At 65.8% G+C, this 15,691-nt stretch carries 12 protein-coding genes; 2 read left to right on the top strand and 10 right to left on the bottom strand.

Annotation, left to right across the window (positions count from 1 at the left end; genetic code table 11):
* Nucleotides 1-79 precede the first annotated feature (79 nt).
* On the bottom strand, nucleotides 80-1,690 hold the full coding sequence (locus IAE37_RS12035) for an FMN-binding glutamate synthase family protein (RefSeq protein WP_201173795.1): 1,611 nt from the start codon (nucleotides 1,688-1,690) through the stop codon (nucleotides 80-82).
* 105 nt (nucleotides 1,691-1,795) lie between these two features.
* Nucleotides 1,796-6,073, bottom strand: a complete 4,278-nt coding sequence (locus tag IAE37_RS12030; RefSeq protein WP_201173794.1) for a DEAD/DEAH box helicase — start codon at nucleotides 6,071-6,073, stop codon at nucleotides 1,796-1,798.
* 104 nt (nucleotides 6,074-6,177) lie between these two features.
* Here IAE37_RS12030 and IAE37_RS12025 point away from each other — a divergent pair, with 104 nt between their 5' ends.
* Complete coding sequence (locus IAE37_RS12025) at nucleotides 6,178-6,591, top strand: NUDIX hydrolase (RefSeq protein ID WP_201173792.1); 414 nt, start codon at nucleotides 6,178-6,180, stop codon at nucleotides 6,589-6,591.
* Here the strand turns inward: IAE37_RS12025 and metR are convergent.
* Complete coding sequence (gene metR / locus IAE37_RS12020) at nucleotides 6,575-7,492, bottom strand: transcriptional regulator MetR (protein ID WP_136913219.1); 918 nt, start codon at nucleotides 7,490-7,492, stop codon at nucleotides 6,575-6,577. The two genes, IAE37_RS12025 and metR, sit on opposite strands and share 17 nt — an antisense overlap.
* A 196-nt stretch (nucleotides 7,493-7,688) precedes the next feature.
* Here metR and IAE37_RS12015 point away from each other — a divergent pair, with 196 nt between their 5' ends.
* Nucleotides 7,689-8,684, top strand: coding sequence for an alpha/beta fold hydrolase (locus IAE37_RS12015; RefSeq protein ID WP_201173790.1), 996 nt, complete (start codon nucleotides 7,689-7,691; stop codon nucleotides 8,682-8,684).
* A 13-nt stretch (nucleotides 8,685-8,697) separates the two neighbouring features.
* Here IAE37_RS12015 and IAE37_RS12010 read toward each other — a convergent pair whose 3' ends face one another.
* The 7 genes from IAE37_RS12010 to IAE37_RS11980 form a co-directional block, all read right to left on the bottom strand.
* Complete coding sequence (locus IAE37_RS12010; RefSeq protein ID WP_201173789.1) at nucleotides 8,698-9,033, bottom strand: GlpM family protein; 336 nt, start codon at nucleotides 9,031-9,033, stop codon at nucleotides 8,698-8,700.
* 27 nt (nucleotides 9,034-9,060) lie between these two features.
* Entirely contained in the window at nucleotides 9,061-10,389 is a 1,329-nt protein-coding gene (locus IAE37_RS12005; RefSeq protein WP_201173787.1) for a sigma-54-dependent transcriptional regulator, read from the bottom strand.
* Nucleotides 10,386-12,290 (bottom strand): sensor histidine kinase, encoded by a 1,905-nt coding sequence (locus IAE37_RS12000; protein WP_201173785.1) that lies wholly within the window; start codon nucleotides 12,288-12,290, stop codon nucleotides 10,386-10,388. The genes IAE37_RS12005 and IAE37_RS12000 overlap by 4 nt, the downstream gene beginning before the upstream one ends.
* 82 nt (nucleotides 12,291-12,372) lie before the next feature.
* Entirely contained in the window at nucleotides 12,373-13,107 is a 735-nt protein-coding gene (locus IAE37_RS11995; RefSeq protein WP_201173783.1) for an amino acid ABC transporter ATP-binding protein, read from the bottom strand.
* Nucleotides 13,104-13,775 (bottom strand): amino acid ABC transporter permease, encoded by a 672-nt coding sequence (locus tag IAE37_RS11990; RefSeq protein ID WP_201173780.1) that lies wholly within the window; start codon nucleotides 13,773-13,775, stop codon nucleotides 13,104-13,106. Before IAE37_RS11990 ends, IAE37_RS11995 begins: the two co-directional genes overlap by 4 nt.
* Nucleotides 13,775-14,521 carry an amino acid ABC transporter permease gene (locus IAE37_RS11985; RefSeq protein ID WP_201173777.1) on the bottom strand — a complete coding sequence of 249 codons (747 nt, stop codon included), beginning with the start codon at nucleotides 14,519-14,521 and terminating at the stop codon, nucleotides 13,775-13,777. Before IAE37_RS11985 ends, IAE37_RS11990 begins: the two co-directional genes overlap by 1 nt.
* Nucleotides 14,522-14,662: 141 nt before the next feature.
* Nucleotides 14,663-15,580 carry a glutamate/aspartate ABC transporter substrate-binding protein gene (locus IAE37_RS11980; RefSeq protein ID WP_201173775.1) on the bottom strand — a complete coding sequence of 306 codons (918 nt, stop codon included), beginning with the start codon at nucleotides 15,578-15,580 and terminating at the stop codon, nucleotides 14,663-14,665.
* Nucleotides 15,581-15,691 lie beyond the last annotated feature (111 nt).

Genomic DNA, 15,691 nt, shown 5'->3' with positions numbered 1-15,691 from the left:
GCTTAGACGTTAGCCGGATGAGGTGAAAAAATTGTGCTGGCCCAGGCGGTCTGGGCCATCGGCAGGGTCAAGTGGGCTGTCAAGCGGACTGGGGCTCGAAGCTATCGGCCCGAGCCATCCGCCACATGCGCGAATAGAACTCGCCGCTGATCTCGCCCGTGAGCAACTCGCCCGGCTTGAGGAACACATGCATCTGCGAGAACAGCTTGATCTCGGTGGCTGACACCCGCCGTACCAGATGCTTGGCTTCCAGTTGTGCGGGATGCTCGAGGCCGGCGGCGGCAAGCATCTCGGCCAGGGCGCGCAGGGTGTTGTGGTGGAAGTTCAGCACCCGCTGGGCCTTGTCCGGCACCACCAGGGCGCGCTGGCGCAGCGGGTCCTGGGTGGCCACGCCGGTCGGGCATTTGTTGGTGTGGCAGCTTTGCGACTGGATGCAGCCGATGGCGAACATGAAGCCACGCGCCGAGTTGGCCCAGTCGGCGCCGATGGCCAGCACGCTGGCGATGTCGAAGGCGCTGACGATCTTGCCGCTGGCGCCGAGCTTGATCTTGTCGCGCAGGTTGAGGCCAACCAGGGTGTTGTGCACGAACAGCAGGCCCTCGCGCAGCGGCACACCGATGTGGTCGGTGAATTCCACCGGTGCCGCGCCAGTGCCGCCTTCCTTGCCGTCGATGACGATGAAGTCGGGCAGGATGCCGGTCTCGAGCATGGCCTTGGCGATGCCCATGAACTCCCAGGGGTGGCCCAGGCAGAGCTTGAAGCCCACCGGCTTGCCTGCGGACAGCTCACGCAACTGGGCGACGAAGTGCATCATCTCCACCGGGGTGGAGAACGCGCTGTGGCGAGACGGTGAGATACAGTCCTCGCCCATCAACACACCACGGGTCTCGGCGATCTCCTGGGTCACCTTGTGCTTGGGCAGGATGCCGCCGTGGCCGGGCTTGGCGCCCTGGCTCATCTTGATCTCGATCATCCGCACCTGCGGGTTGCGCGCCTGTTCGGCGAAGCGCTGTGGGTCGAAACGACCGTCGGCGGTACGGCAGCCGAAGTAGCCGCTGCCCAGCTCCCAGACCAGGTCGCCGCCGTGCTCGCGGTGGTAGGGGCTGATGCTGCCTTCACCGGTGTCGTGGGCGAAGTTGCCGAGCTTGGCACCTTCGTTGAGGGCGCGGATCGCGTTGGCACTCAGTGCCCCGAAGCTCATCGCCGAGATGTTGAAGATCGAGGCCGAGTAGGGCTGGGTGCACTGCGGCCCGCCGATGATGATGCGAAAGCTTGCCGGGTCGGCCAGTGGGGCGGGGCGCATGGAGTGGCCGATGAACTCGAACCCCGACTGGTACACGTCGATCAGGGTACCGAAGGGTTTGTCCGCACCTTCGTTCTTGGCCCGTGCATACACCAGCGAGCGCTGCGCGCGCGAGAATGGCAGGGCATCGCTGTCGGCCTCCAGCAGGTACTGGCGGATTTCCGGGCGGATGCCTTCGACCAGGTAGCGAATATTGCCGAGGATCGGGTAGTTGCGGCGCACCGCGTGGCGGGTCTGCAGCAGGTCGAACAGGCCGATCAGGCTGAGCACACCGGTGGTCAGGGTGAACGGCCACAGCCATTCGTGGTGCAGCAGGGGCAGGCTCGCCAAGGTGAACAGTACGCAGACAGCGAAGACGGCATAGCGGCTGAGAAGTGACAGGCTCATACGGGGTCCTTGCGATGGCTCGGTCAGGCTCAGGGCCTGGGCAAACATCGAACATAGCCAAGTTGCGCCGCGCTGAACATTAAAAAATGTAGGGGCTTTCCGGCTTCATGGATGGCGCAGCAACTTCTGCCGCCAGCTTTCCTGCTCTTCTGGCGAAGCTTCGACCAGGTAGCTGTAACGCCCGGCGACCCGCGTAGCCACCGGTACCCCGTCCCGATACAGCAAGCGATTACCGCTGACGGCCGGCACCTTCGCCCCGGGCAACAGCGAGCCGATCAGGTTCAGTGGGTCGCTGGCGCTGACCACCGTGAGCGTGCCATCGGCCTCACGCCGGCGCACCTGCCTGAGCAGGCCGACGGCTTCCGGCAGGGCGAACTGCTCGCCGGCCAGCCCGGCGATGAAGCGCCCGCCACGTATCTCGCCGCGTGCCTCCAGGCGGTGATAGCAGCGCAGCAACTCGCGCCAGGGCGGCAGTACGTCGCTTTCGCGCTCCAGCAGGCGCCAGCAGATCACCCCGTAGCGGCGCAGCAGGGCGTGGGCGATGTGTTCCAGGCGCTGGTGTTCGTCCAGGGTGGCCGCGCCCCGGCGCAGCAGGGCCCAGCGTCCGGCATGGGCCATGCTGCTGGAGATCGGCGGATGGCCACGCCGGCTATTACGCGATGAGCGTTTTGCCGCCGGGGTGATCAGGCTGCGCAGGCCGGTGAAGCTGTCGGCACCGACCAGCCCGGCGCCCACCAGCGCCTGCAGGGCGGTTTCCAGCTCGCTGGGCAGCAGGCGGGCCTCTTGCGCCAACTCATCGAAAAACAGAGCCCCTTGCGCCTGCAATACGTCATGCACCCGCTGCGCACGTGCGCCAAGCACGTCCTCGCCCGGCGCAGGGGCAAGGCTTCGCCACTGCGCCAGGTGCTCGCGGGGCAGCAGTACCAGTGGTGTGCTCGACAGGGTGTTGCTGGACACCGTCGCCGCCAGCCGGCACCAACTGAATTGCCCGCTGCGGCAGGCGTCGTCGAGCCACTGCGGGCTGTAGTCGACGATGCGCGCCGGCAGCAGCTCGGCCTCCCAGGCTCCGGCGGCGCTGGGAAAGCCCTGCAGCTGGCCCAGCACCTCGGCCACCGCCTGCGGCCCGCGCAAGCGCTCGCCAGGGGCCAGGTGCTGCCAGTCGAACAGGAAGCGCAGGTAATCCTGCAGGCTGACCGGCTCGATTTCCCGGCGCAGGCGCTTGACCGTGTAGCGATGGATGCGCGCCAGCAGGTGTCGCTCGCACCATTGCCGCTCGGCCTGGCCGGGGCTGAAATGACCGCGCAGCACGTAGCCTTCGGCCTCCAGCCGAGCCAGTGCCTGCTCTACCGCCGAGCCGGGCAGGCCCAGCGGCGCGGCGATCTGCACCAGGGACGAGGGGCCATGCCCGCTCAAGCGAGCACGCAGCAGCTCGCTCAAGGCACTGTCCCGGTCGATCACCTGGTCGAAGCCGGGCAGCACCTGCAGGTCGGGTTCCAGGGCGGCGCCAGGGTACAGCGCCTGCAGCAGGTTCTGCCGCTCGCGGGCCAGCCAGAGCTTGTGTGCCGGCAGGCGCAAGGCACGCCCGTTCTTTGCCAGTTGCCTGAGCAGCAGGGCCCAACTGGGGTTGGCCTGGACTTCGTCCTGGCTGATCGCGCCCAGGTTCATCAAGGCTTCGTGCATCTCGTCGGCCCGGGTCGGCTGTGGCCAGGCTTCCTGGGCCACGGCAGCGATCGCATCGGCGTCCAGCGCGCCGAGGTCGTCGCCGCTGTGCACCTCGTTCCAGCGCCGGTTCAACACCGCCTGGGTGCGCCGCTCTTCCAGCGGGGCATCGTCGAGGAAGGCATAGGGCCGCGCGTTGAGGATGGCCGAGGCCAGTGGCGACGGCGCCGGCAAGTCGCGGCTCAGCAGGCGTACTTCGCCGTTTTCCATGCGCCGCAGCAGGGCCAGCCAGCCTTCGCTGTCCATGGCCTCATGCAGGCAATCGTCGAGCGTTTGCTCCACCAGCGGGTGCTCGGGGATTTCACGTTCGCCTGCGAGGTTTTCCAGGCAGGCGATCTGGTCGGGGAATACCGCGGCGATCAGGTCCTCGCTCTTCATCCGCTGGATCTGCGGCGCCACCTTGCGCCCGCCCGCGTAGCGCGGCAGGGCCATGGCCACGGCGGCGTTCCAGCGCCAGCGCACACCGAACAGCGGTGCGTCGAGCAGCGCCTGGACGAGGATCGGCTCGGCGCTGCGGCTGTTCAGGTAGCGCCACACCTCGTCGAGCTCGAAGCTGTGGCTGGTAGAGAGCGACAGCACGATCGCGTCTTCGCTGGCGGCGGCCTGCAATTCGAAGTTGAACGTGCGGCAGAAGCGCTTGCGCAGGGCCAGGCCCCAGGCGCGGTTGATCCGGCTGCCGTAGGGCGAGTGGATGATCAGCTGGGTGCCGCCGGACTCGTCGAAGAAGCGCTCCATCACCAGCGTCTGCTGCGAGGGCAGGGCGCCGAGCACTTCGCGGGTGCGCCCCAGGTAGTCGAGCAACTGGCTGGCGCTGTCCTCGCCCAGCTCGAAGGTGGCCTGCAGCCAGGCCAGCACCGGGGCGAAATCGCCGCCGCTGAGTGTCAGCTGCTCGTCGATACGGGCCTGCAGCCGTGCCACGGCCGCCGACAGTTCGTCGCTGCGCCCCGGCGCCTCGCCGAGCCAGAACGGTATGGTCGGCGGCAGTCCGTGGGCGTCCTCGACCCGCACGCGGCCCGGCTCGACGCGCAGGATGCGGTACGAAGCATTGCCCAGCTGAAAGATGTCGCCAGCGATGCTTTCCACGGCGAAGTCCTCGTTGACACTGCCGATGTTCAGCGCCTGGGGTTCGAGCAGTACGGCGTAGTCGGCGGTTTCGGGAATGGTCCCGCCGCTGGTCAGTGCCGTCAGCTGGCTGCCCCGCCGCCCACGGAGCATGCCGCTGACCGCATCGCGGTGCAGGTAGGCACTGCGCACGCCCTGGCGGCCGTTGTAGCCTTCGGCGAGCATGCGTAACAGGGCCTGGTAGTGGCCGATGTCGAGGTCGGCGTAGGGCGTGGCCTGGCGCAGACAATCGAACAGCGCCTGCTCCGGCCAGTCCTGGTTGCTGGCTTCGGCGACGATCTGCTGGGCCAGCACGTCCAGTGGCGCCTTGGGGATGTGCAACTGGTCGAGTTCGCCCAGGCGGATGCAGTCGAGCAGGGCCACGCATTCGATCAGGTCGTCGCGCGAGGTCGGGAACAGGCGGCCCTTGGGAACGCCTTCGACCTGGTGCCCGGAGCGGCCCACACGTTGCAGGAACGCGGCAATCGAGCCTGGCGAGGCGATCTGGCAGACCAGATCGACATCGCCGATGTCGATGCCCAGCTCCAGCGAGGCGGTGGCCACCAGCACCTGCAACTGGCCGTTCTTCAAGCGTTGCTCGGCATCCAGGCGCAGCTCCTTGGCCAGGCTGCCGTGATGCGCGGCTACCGCATCCTTGCCCAGGCGGTCGCTGAGATGGCGGGTCAGGCGCTCGGCCAGGCGCCGGGTGTTGACGAACACCAGCGTCGTACGATGCGCGCGGGCCAGGCTGGCCAGGCGGTCGTACACCAGGTTCCAGACATCGGTGGCCATCACCGCGCCGAGCGGCACGGGGGGCACCTCGATGGCCAGGTCGCGCTGGCGGGCATGGCCGACGTCGACGATCGCGCACGGGCGTTGCTGGCCGACCAGGAACTGCGCCACCCGTTCGACCGGGCGCTGGGTGGCGGACAGGCCGATGCGCCGCAGCGGTCGGCCGCACAGGTGCTGCAGGCGTTCCAGGGTCAACGCCAGGTGGCAGCCGCGCTTGTTGCCGGCCAGGGCATGGATCTCGTCGACGATCACCGTGTGCACGTTGGCCAGGCCCTGACGCCCGGAAGCCGAGCCCATCAGCACGTACAGCGACTCGGGGGTGGTCACCAGGATATGCGGGGCCAGCTTGCGCATCGCCGCGCGTTCCTTTTGCGGCGTATCGCCGGTGCGCACCGCAGTGGTGATGCGTGGCGCCGGCAGGCCCTGCTCGGCAAGCTCCTGGCCGATGCCTTCGAGCGGCGCCTGCAGGTTCAGGCGGATGTCGTTGGACAGCGCCTTGAGTGGCGAGACGTAGACCACCTGGGTTTGCGCGGGCAGCGCGCCACCGTGGGCCAGGCCCTCGCGGAACAGCTCATCGAGCACCGCGAGAAAGGCGCTGAGGGTCTTGCCCGAGCCGGTCGGGGCGGCGAGCAGCATCGACTGGCCGGCATGGATCAGCGGCCAGGCGCGGGCCTGGGCGTCGGTGACCGTGGCGAAGTGGCGACGGAACCAGGCGCCGACGGCAGGGTGGAACAGCTCGAGCACGGGGTGTTGCAGGGCTGGCAGGTTCATGTAGTGGTTATGGTGGGGAAGGGGAGCTTTGGCAAGGGGCCGTTCGTCGTGGATCACTGTAGAATGTCGCGGCGATACGACCCCCTATTTTTGTGCGAGACCCCATGCCCAACATCATCCGCATCGCCGCCGCCCTGCTGATCGACCCACAAGGCCGTACCCTGTTGGTGCGCAAGCGCGGTACCCAGGCTTTCATGCAACCTGGCGGCAAGATCGACGCTGGCGAGACGGCGGTGCAGGCCTTGGTGCGCGAGCTGCACGAGGAACTGGGCCTGCGTATCGACCCGGCCCAGGCCAGCCCCTTGGGCCAGTTCAGTGCGCCGGCGGCCAACGAGCCGGGTTTCGAGGTGCAGGCCCAGTTGTTTCGCGTCGATACCGACGCCGATGTCATGCCTGCCGCGGAAATCGAGGAAGTGTTCTGGCTGGCCCCGGACCAGATGCCAGCCCTGGAGCTGGCACCCCTGACCCGCGACCTGATCCTGCCTCTCTACCGCCAGGCGCTCAACGCACCGCGCTGACCCCATCGAGGGTGGCGAACGAGGTGTCTTTGGCGGTCAACAGGAAGTCACGCATGTAGGGCGCATCGAGCATGTCGGTGCGCACTGCCGCGTAGAGCGTGGCAAACAGGCCTTTTTCGCCCAGGCGCTTGCCCTTCACATAACCGCGCGAGCTGTACTCGTGCAGTGCCCAGTGTGGCATGCCGCATACCCCTCGGCCGCTGGCCACCAATTGCATCATCATCACCGTCAGCTCCGAGGTGCGCACGGCGGCGGGCTCGATGTCGGCCGGTTCGAGGAAGCGGGTGAAGATGTCCAGGCGATCGCGCTCTACCGGGTAGGTGATCAGCGTCTGGTCGATCAGGTCCTGGGGCACGATGTACGGTTTGCTGGCCAGCGGGTGCTGGTTGGCCACCGCCAGCATGGCCTCGTAGGTGAACAGCGGCACATAGGTGATACCGGCCAGGTCCAGTGGGTCGGAGGTCACCACCAGGTCCAGGTCGCCTCGGGCCAGGGCTGGCAGCGGAGCGAAGGCGAAGCCCGAGGCCAGGTCCAGCTCGACCTCCGGCCAGGCATCGCGGAACTGGTCGATGGTCGGCATCAACCACTGGAAGCAGCTGTGGCATTCGATGGCCATGTGCAGGCGCCCGGCGGTGCCGCCAGCCAGCCGGGCGATGTCGCGCTCGGCGCCACGCAGCAGCGGCAGGGTGGCGTCGGCCAGTTGCAAGAGGCGCAAGCCGGCGCTGGTGAAGCGGATGGGCTTGGTCTTGCGCACGAACAGCGGCAGGCCCAGGCGCTCTTCAAGTTCCTTGAACTGGTGCGACAGCGCCGATTGGGTCAGGTGCAGGCGCTCGGCAGCCTCAACCAGGCTGTCGGCTTCGCGCAAGGCATGAAGGGTTTTCAGGTGACGCATCTCCAGCACGGCTGACTCCGGGAACAATTCAGGAAAACGATAGGCAGGAGTTGAGTTTCCCTCATGTTGAGGAGGCTGTCGACAGGTGTATCTCAATGACCGCTCGGCAGCGGTCATCAAACTGTCACTGAACTGTGGCAGCGCGAACGCAAGGAATTCATCAGACTCGCGATCTACTGGGGATCTGCATTCTGGTGTTTCTTTCATGCGGGCTTTACTTGTTCTTTTCTTCTTTCTGCTGAGTGTGCCGGCGGGCTTCGCCCAGCCGCGCTGCGACACCCATGTGCCGGTACAACGCGCCGAGCTGGGCGAGGTCAGCCTGGTCTACCAGAGCGTCGGTGCGCCCCGCGACCCGGCCCTGCTGCTGGTCATGGGCCTGGGCGGGCAGTTGATCCACTGGCCCGACGACGTGGTCGAGGCGCTGTGCCGCCAAGGCTTCCGGGTGATCCGCTACGACAACCGCGATGTCGGCCTGTCGCGCTGGAGCCAGCAACCGCCTGCGGCCAACCTGACCGTCGAAATGCTGCGCTACAAGCTGGGCCTGGCGGTGGCTGCGCCCTACACCCTGACCGACATGGCAGGTGACGGCCTGGGCCTGATGGATGCCCTGCAGATTCGCCAGTTTCATGTGCTGGGGGTGAGCATGGGTGGAATGATCGCCCAGCACATGGCGGCCATGGCGCCAGACCGGGTGCGCAGCCTCACCCTGGTCATGTCGAGCTCGGGCGCTGCTGGGCTGCCGGCCCCGGCACCCGCGTTGGTGGCGCTGCTGGCCAGGCGCAGTGCGCCGAGCCGCGAGGTGGCCATCGAGCAGCAGGCCGACTTGCTGGCCGCGTTGGGCAGCCCGCAAGTGCCCGATGATCGCCAGGCGCTGTTGCAGCAGGCGGCCGCTGCCTACGACCGGGCGTTCGACCCCGAAGGGGCGAAGCGGCAGATCATGGCCATTCTCGCCGAGCCGAGCCGCGTCGAATTGCTCGATCAGTTGCGGGTGCCGACCCTGGTGGTGCATGGCACCGCCGACCCGTTGCTGCCGGTGATGCATGGGGTGCACCTGGCGGCGCACATCCAGGGCAGCCAGTTGCGCCTGATACCTGGCTTGGCGCATCGCTTCCAGGAGCCGTTCAAGGCGCCTTTGCTGGGCGCCGTACTGCCCTACCTGCAAGCGCATCGGCAGGACCTGACCCACCTCGCCGGGCTCTAGCCCGGCAAGCGCTTCAGTGCAGGCGCACCCAGGCAGTCACCAGCAGCGTCGCCGCCATCAGCCAGGCGACGGTGGCCAGGGCCAGCGATGCCTCCAGGCGCAGGCGGTCGACCAGCACGTACAGCGTCGCCAGGTACACGAAGTACGGAATGATCGACCACATGCCGAAGGCGATGGTGGTCTTCAGGTCGTCCACGCCGCGCCCCTTGCCGACGATGTAGTGGGCGATCAGGGCAAAGGTCGGGAACAGCGGGACCAGGCCCGCGATGTAGTAGTTGCGTGTCTTCGACAGGATCGCCAGGAGTACCACCACGCCAGCGCCCAGGGCCGCTTTGAATACCAGGTCCACGTTGTTTTCCAGAGCAGGGTTGAAGTGTCAGCCGAGGCCGTATTTTTTTACTTTGTCGAACAATGTGGTCTTGGCCATGCCCAGCTCCTGGCTGGCTTGGCTGAGGTTGCCGCCGGTGCGCTGCAGGGCATCGCCGAGCAGATTGCGTTCGAAGGCCTCCACCGCCTCGGCAAACCCCAGGCCCTGGTTGGCACCGCCGCTGGGGCCTTTCTTGAAGGCCGGCAGACCGAGGGCGTAGCGCTCGGCGACATTGCGCAGTTCGCGCACGTTGCCTGGCCAGTCGTGGGCCATCAGGCGCGACAGGGTCTGGCTGTCGAGGGTCGGTACCTCGCGGTCGAAGCGCAGCGCCGACTGCTGCAGGAAGTGTTCGAACAGTTGCAGGATGTCTTCGCGACGCTCGCGCAGCGGCGGGAGCTCCAGGGTCACCACATTCAGCCGGTAATACAGGTCGCTACGGAACTGGCCGCTCTGGCCCAGGGCATCGAGGTCGGCCTTGGTCGCGGCGATCACCCGGCAGTCCACCGGGATACTCTGGTTCGAGCCCAGGCGCTCCAGGGTGCGCTCCTGCAACACACGCAGCAGCTTGATCTGCAGGTTGAGCGGCATGCTCTCGACCTCGTCGAGGAACAACGTGCCACCGTTGGCGTGCTCGATCTTGCCGATGCGACGCTTGCCGGCACCGGTGAACGCGTTGGCCTCGTGACCGAATATCTCGCTTTCGAACAGGTTCTCCGGCAGGCCACCGCAGTTCAAGGCGACGAAAGGCTGGCCATGACGCCGGCTGGAATCGTGCAGGCAACGGGCGACAAGCTCCTTGCCGGTGCCGGTTTCGCCTTCGATCAGCACGTTGGCCGAGGTATCGGCGACATTGGCGATCAGCTCGCGCAGCTGCTGCATGGCCGGCGAGCGCCCGATGATGCGCCCTTCGAGGCTACCCTGTTCGGCCAGTTGCCGGCGCAGCGCCGACACCTCGCGTGACAGCCCGCGTTGCTCCAGGGCGCGGCGCACCACGTCGACCAGGCGCTCGGGGGAGAACGGTTTTTCCATGAAGTCGTAGGCGCCGTTGCGCATGGCGCCGACCGCCATGTCGATGTCGCCGTGGCCGGTGATCAGTACTACCGGCAGGCTGCGGTCGCGGGCCTTGAGGCGGTTGAGAAGTTCCAGGCCGTCGATGCCGGGCAGGCGGATATCGCTGACGACGATACCGGCGAAGTCGTCGCCGATGCGCTCCAACGCCTGCTCCGCGCTGGCGACACCTTCGCAGGCGATGTCCTCCAGGGCCAACGCCTGTTGGCAGCCAAGCAGCACATGCGGGTCGTCTTCGACGATCAGGACGGTGAGAGGCGTTGGCTTCATGGATGCTCCGCAGGTTCCTGAATGGGGTTGGCCAGGGGCAGGGCGAGCACGAAGGCAGTGCCGCCGCTGGCGGGATGCTCGACGTTGAGGCTGCCCCTGGCGGCGGCGGCGAGGCTCGCCGAGAGGGTCAGGCCCAGGCCCAGGCCATGTTCGCCTGGCTTGGTGGTGAAGAAGGGTTCGAACAAGTGCTTGCGCGCCTCGAAGTCGATGCCGTGGCCGTTGTCGCGCACGCGCAGGCGGTACTTGTCGCCCTGCAGCTCGCCTTCGAGCCACAGTTGTGGCTGCGCCTGGTGGGTCATGGCGTCGAGGGCGTTGCCGATCAGATTGACCAGGATCTGTTCGAGGCGGGTCTGGTCGATGGCCAGTTGCAGGTCTTCGAACTGATCGTGCACGTGCAGCTGGCAGGCACTGACGCGATTGCCCAGTACCTGCAGGCTGGCCTCCACGGCCTTGGCCAGCGAGGCCTGGCCGCTGTCGTCGGCGCGCCGGGCGAACGAACGCAGACTGGCGGTGATGCGCCCCATGCGGTCGATCAGGTCGTTCATGGTGCGCAGGTTGGTGCTGGCGGTATCCAGCGCGCCGCGCTCGAGAAACCGCACGGTGTTGCCCGACAGCGTGCGCAGGGCAGCCAGCGGCTGGTTCAGTTCATGGGCGATGCTGGTGGACATCTGCCCGATGGCGGCCAGCTTTCCGGCCTGCACCAGCTCGTCCTGGGCATGGCGCAGGGTCTGCTCGGCATGCCGGCGCTCGCGGATCTGGCCCTTGAGCCGTTCGTTGCTGGCGCGCAGGTCGGCGGTGCGTTCGGTGATGCGCCGCTCCAGCTGGCTGTTGGCTTCTTCCAGCGCCTCGCGCGCGGCCAGCCGGGTGGCGATCACCTTGCGCCGTTCGTTCCAGGCGATGCCGAGGATCGCCAGCAGGGCGAAGGCCACGCCCACCAGGATGCCCTGCACCATCGACTCGCGACGCAGGTCCTGCAAGGGGGTCAGCAGGGTGAAGTGCCAGGGCGTATCGACCAGGCGTCGAGTCTGGGCCAGGTAGGCCACTTCATGGGGTTTGCCCTGGGCGGTCTCGCTGTTGGCGGGGAAGGTGAGTTTCTCCACGCCGTCGGCGAGGATCTCGCGGTCCAGTGGTTGCAGCTCATTGAGCGGCCACCAGTAGTACTGCAGGCTGCGCGCGAGGCGCTCCTTGATCTGCGGGGTCAGTGGACGCACCGACTTCAAGCGCCGTGCCGGGTCGCTGGAGAGGATGATGATGCCGTTCTCGTCGCTGACGAAGGCTTCCAGGCGCGCCCGCTGCCAGCGCTCCTCCAGGGTGTCGAGGCGTACCTTGATCACCGCCACGCCGATGATCTTGCCATGCTCCTCCAGGCCATGGGCCAGGTAGTAGCCGGCTTCGCCGGTGGTGCTGCCGATCCCGTAGAAACGACCCGGCTCACCGCGCACGGCGGTCTGGAAGTAGGCGCGGAACGACAGGTCCTCGCCGAGGAACGAATCGGTATCGCGCCAGTTGCTGCTGGCCTGCACCCGGCCATTGGTGTCGAGGACGAAGATCGCCCGGCTGCGGCTGCGCCGGTTCAACCCTTCGAGGTATTCGTTGACGGCCTGGCGGTTGCCGCCGTCGGGGTTGGTGAGCAATTGCGAGACGCTGTCTTCGAGCTCCAGCAGGCTCGGCAGGTAGGTGTACTTGCTGATTTCGCTCTCGACCGTGCGCGCATGCAGCTCGAGCTGGCGCTCGCCGTTTTCGCTCAGGGCGCGGATGCCGTTGCTCTCGCTGATCAGGTAGCCAGCGAGGCCCAGCCCGACCATCAACAGGATGATCAAGGGCGGCAGCAGCAATTGGCGGATCAGGCGGGATTTCACGACAGGCTTGGCAGGGAGAAGGAGCGAGGGGTCGCATTTCATCACAGTGGCCTTGTCACGACCAGCGCCCGCTGCCCGAAGGTCGGGCAGCGACGCAGGCCGGCTCAGTGTTGCAGGATCTTGCTCAGTGTTGCAGGATCTTGCTCAGGAAATGCTGGGTACGTTCATGGCGCGCGCTCGGGTCGCCGAAGAAGGCTTCCTTCTGGCAGTCCTCGATGATGTTGCCCTTGTCCATGAAGATCACGCGGTTGGCCACCTTGCGCGCGAAGCCCATCTCGTGGGTCACGCACATCATGGTCATGCCTTCGTGGGCCAGCTCGACCATCACGTCCAGTACTTCATTGACCATTTCCGGGTCCAGGGCCGAGGTCGGTTCGTCGAACAGCATGACGATCGGGTCCATCGACAGGGCGCGGGCGATGGCAACGCGCTGTTGCTGGCCGCCGGAGAGCTGGCCGGGATGTTTCTTGGCATGGGCACCCAGGCCGACGCGGTCGAGCAGGGCCAGGCCCTTCTTGGTGGCTTCCGCTTCGCTGCGGCCGAGCACCTTGCGCTGGGCGATGGTCAGGTTCTCGGTGATGCTCAGGTGCGGAAACAGCTCGAAGTGCTGGAACACCATGCCCACCCGCGAACGCAGCTTGGGCAGGTTGGTCTTGGGGTCGGCGATCGACGTACCGTCGACCACGATGTCGCCTTTCTGGAACGGCTCCAGGGCGTTGACGCACTTGATCAGGGTGGACTTGCCCGAGCCCGACGGACCGCAGACCACCACCACCTCACCTTTCTTGACCTCGGTGCTGCAGTCGGTCAGCACCTGGAAGTCGCCGTACCACTTGTTGACGTTCTTGATGGAAATCATACGGTGATCCTTTTTTGCAGGCGCTTGACCAGCCACGATGCGGAGAAGCTGATGACGAAGTACACGACCCCGGCGAAGATCAGGAACTCATGGGAGCGCCCGATGATGTCGCCGTTGGAACGTGCCGAGTTGAGGAAGTCCACCAGGCCCACGGTGTAGACCAGCGAGGTGTCCTGGAACAGGATGATGCTTTGCTGCAGCAGCAGCGGGGTCATCTTGCGAAATGCCTGGGGCAGGATGATCAGGCGCATGGTCTGGCCGTAGGTCATGCCCAGAGCCTGGGCAGCGCCCATCTGGCCCTTGGAGATCGACTGCACGCCGGCGCGGACGATCTCGCAGAAGTACGCGGCCTCGAACATCATGAACGCCACCACGCAGGAGGTGAAGGCGCCTACCGGTGTGTCCTGCCCGGTGATCCAGCGCAGCACGAACGGCACTGCCAGGTAGAACCAGGTGATCACCAGCAGCAGCGGGATCGAGCGGAAGTAGTTGACGTAGGCACCGGCCACACGCGACAGCAGCTTGCTCGACGACAGGCGCATCAGCGCCAGGATGGTACCCAGCACGATACCGCCGACCACGCCCATGGCCATCAGTTGCAGGGTCATGATCATGCCGTCCCAGAGGGCGGGCAGGGCGGGGATGATTTCGCTGAAATCCATGTCCATTACTTACCTCCCACGGAGATCAGGCCAGGTACCGCGACCTTCTTCTCGACCAGGCGCATGAGCAGCATCAGGCCCATGTTCAGGGTGAAGTAGATCAACGTCGCCAGGGTGAACGCCTCGAACAGGTTGGCCGAGAACTCGGCGGTCTGCTTGGTCTGCGCCAGCAGTTCCATCAGGCCGATCAGCGAGGCCACCGAGGAGTTCTTGAACACGTTGAGGAACTCGGAGGTGAGCGGCGGGATGATGATCCGGTAGGCCTGCGGCAGCAGCACGTTGGTGTAGATCTGCGAGAGGCTGAAACCCATCGCCCGGGCGGCGGCTTCCTGCCCGCGGGGCAGGGCCTGGATGCCGGTACGCACCTGTTCGCAGACCCGCGCGGCGGTGAACAGGCCCAGGCAGATGACCACGCTGATCAGCGCCGAGGTGGTCGGGTTGAGGTCTTGCTTGAACCATTCCTGCAGGCCCTCGGGCAGCAGGTCGGGCACCAGGAAGTACCAGATGAACAGCTGCACCAGCAGCGGCACGTTGCGGAACAGCTCCACATAGGCGGTGGCGATGCCGGCAACCAGGCGGTTGGGCACGGTACGCATGACACCGAGGACCGACCCCAGCAGCAATGCGATGATCCAGGCGGAAATGGCGATGGCGATGGTCCATCCCAGGCCGGTGACATACCAGTCCAGGTAGGTTTCGCTGCCCACGCCGGTGGACTTGAAGAACACGCCCCAGTCCCAGTTGTAATTCATCGGGATTTCCCCTCAGACGGTTGTTTCACGGGCACCTTCGAACATCCGGGGGCGCGAGCGCCCTCGGATGAAAGGTTAGACACTAATGCGTGGCCTGCAGGATTGATTGGCGCCCGTGGGCGCCAGGCCACAATCAGAGGATCAGGACTTCTTCTCGTCCGCAGCCTTGTCGGTCGGCTCGGCGATCAGCTTTTTCAGCTCGTCGCTCATCTGGAAGTTCAGGTTCAGGCCTTTTGGTGGAATCGGCTGGGTGAACCACTTGTCGTAGCTCTTGTTGACTTCGCCCGACTTGAAGTAAGCAACGATGGCGTCATCGACCGCTTTCTTGAACGCCGGATCATCCTTGCGCACCATGCAGCCGTAGATTTCGTACGACTGTGGGGTACCGGTGATGACCCAGTCCGCAGGCTTGCGGGCCTTGGCCATTTCGCCGGCGAGCAGGGCATCGTCCATCATGAAGGCCACGGCGCGGCCGCTTTCGAGCATGTTGAAGGCTTCGCCGTGGTCCTTGGCGGAAATCACGTTCATCTTCATCTGCTTGTCGGCGTTCATCGCCTTGAGCAGGCGCTCGGAAGTGGTGCCTGCAGTGGTCACGACGTTCTTGCCGGCCAGGTCCGGGAAGTCCTTGTAGGAAGGCTGACCGTCCTTGACCTTGGTCAGCAGGCGGGTGCCGACTTCGAAGATGCCGACCGAGAAGCCGACCTGCTGTTGGCGCTCGACGTTGTTGGTGGTGGAGCCGCACTCCAGGTCGACGGTGCCGTTCTGCACCAGCGGGATGCGGGTCTGGGAGGTGACCAGGTTGTACTTGACCTTGATGTCGATCCCCAGCTGCTTCTTCAAGGCATCGACCACGGCCAGCTGGATGTCATGGGAGTAGCCCACTGGCGTTTGACTGCCGGCCAGGTAGGAAAATGGAATGGAGGAGTCGCGGTGCCCCAGGGTGATGGTGCCCGAATCCTTGATCTTCTTCAGGGTGCCGTTCAGCTCTTCGGCCATGGCCGGCGAAGCGATAACCGCAGCCGCGATGGCGGCGCCCAACAATTGACGAACGATACGCATCAAATTTTCCTCGACGTGTTTGTTTTTCTTATGGAGCCGTTGGCGGGGCTCTTCGTTCAACGAATACAGCATGAAGCGGTGCATTCGAGTGAAGAGTGTAGAGCATGAGTC

Origin of the sequence: Pseudomonas sp. S31, assembly GCF_016648105.1 — a bacterium.
Taxonomy (GTDB): domain Bacteria; phylum Pseudomonadota; class Gammaproteobacteria; order Pseudomonadales; family Pseudomonadaceae; genus Aquipseudomonas.
Note: the sequence above shows the minus strand (reverse complement) of the source record. Positions and strands in the feature narration are given on the sequence as shown.

Excerpts from the sequence above, each read along its gene's own strand:
- IAE37_RS11985 (WP_201173777.1), bottom strand. The coding sequence starts at position 14,521 with ATGAATTACAACTGGGACTGGGGCGTGTTCTTCAAGTCCACCGGCGTG.
- IAE37_RS11990 (WP_201173780.1), bottom strand. The coding sequence starts at position 13,775 with ATGGACATGGATTTCAGCGAAATCATCCCCGCCCTGCCCGCCCTCTGG.
- IAE37_RS11980 (WP_201173775.1), bottom strand. The coding sequence starts at position 15,580 with ATGCGTATCGTTCGTCAATTGTTGGGCGCCGCCATCGCGGCTGCGGTT.
- IAE37_RS11995 (WP_201173783.1), bottom strand. The coding sequence starts at position 13,107 with ATGATTTCCATCAAGAACGTCAACAAGTGGTACGGCGACTTCCAGGTG.
- IAE37_RS12005 (WP_201173787.1), bottom strand. The coding sequence starts at position 10,389 with ATGAAGCCAACGCCTCTCACCGTCCTGATCGTCGAAGACGACCCGCAT.
- IAE37_RS12000 (WP_201173785.1), bottom strand. The coding sequence starts at position 12,290 with ATGAAATGCGACCCCTCGCTCCTTCTCCCTGCCAAGCCTGTCGTGAAA.
- IAE37_RS12015 (WP_201173790.1), top strand. The coding sequence starts at position 7,689 with ATGCGGGCTTTACTTGTTCTTTTCTTCTTTCTGCTGAGTGTGCCGGCG.
- IAE37_RS12035 (WP_201173795.1), bottom strand. The coding sequence starts at position 1,690 with ATGAGCCTGTCACTTCTCAGCCGCTATGCCGTCTTCGCTGTCTGCGTA.
- IAE37_RS12030 (WP_201173794.1), bottom strand. The coding sequence starts at position 6,073 with ATGAACCTGCCAGCCCTGCAACACCCCGTGCTCGAGCTGTTCCACCCT.
- IAE37_RS12025 (WP_201173792.1), top strand. The coding sequence starts at position 6,178 with ATGCCCAACATCATCCGCATCGCCGCCGCCCTGCTGATCGACCCACAA.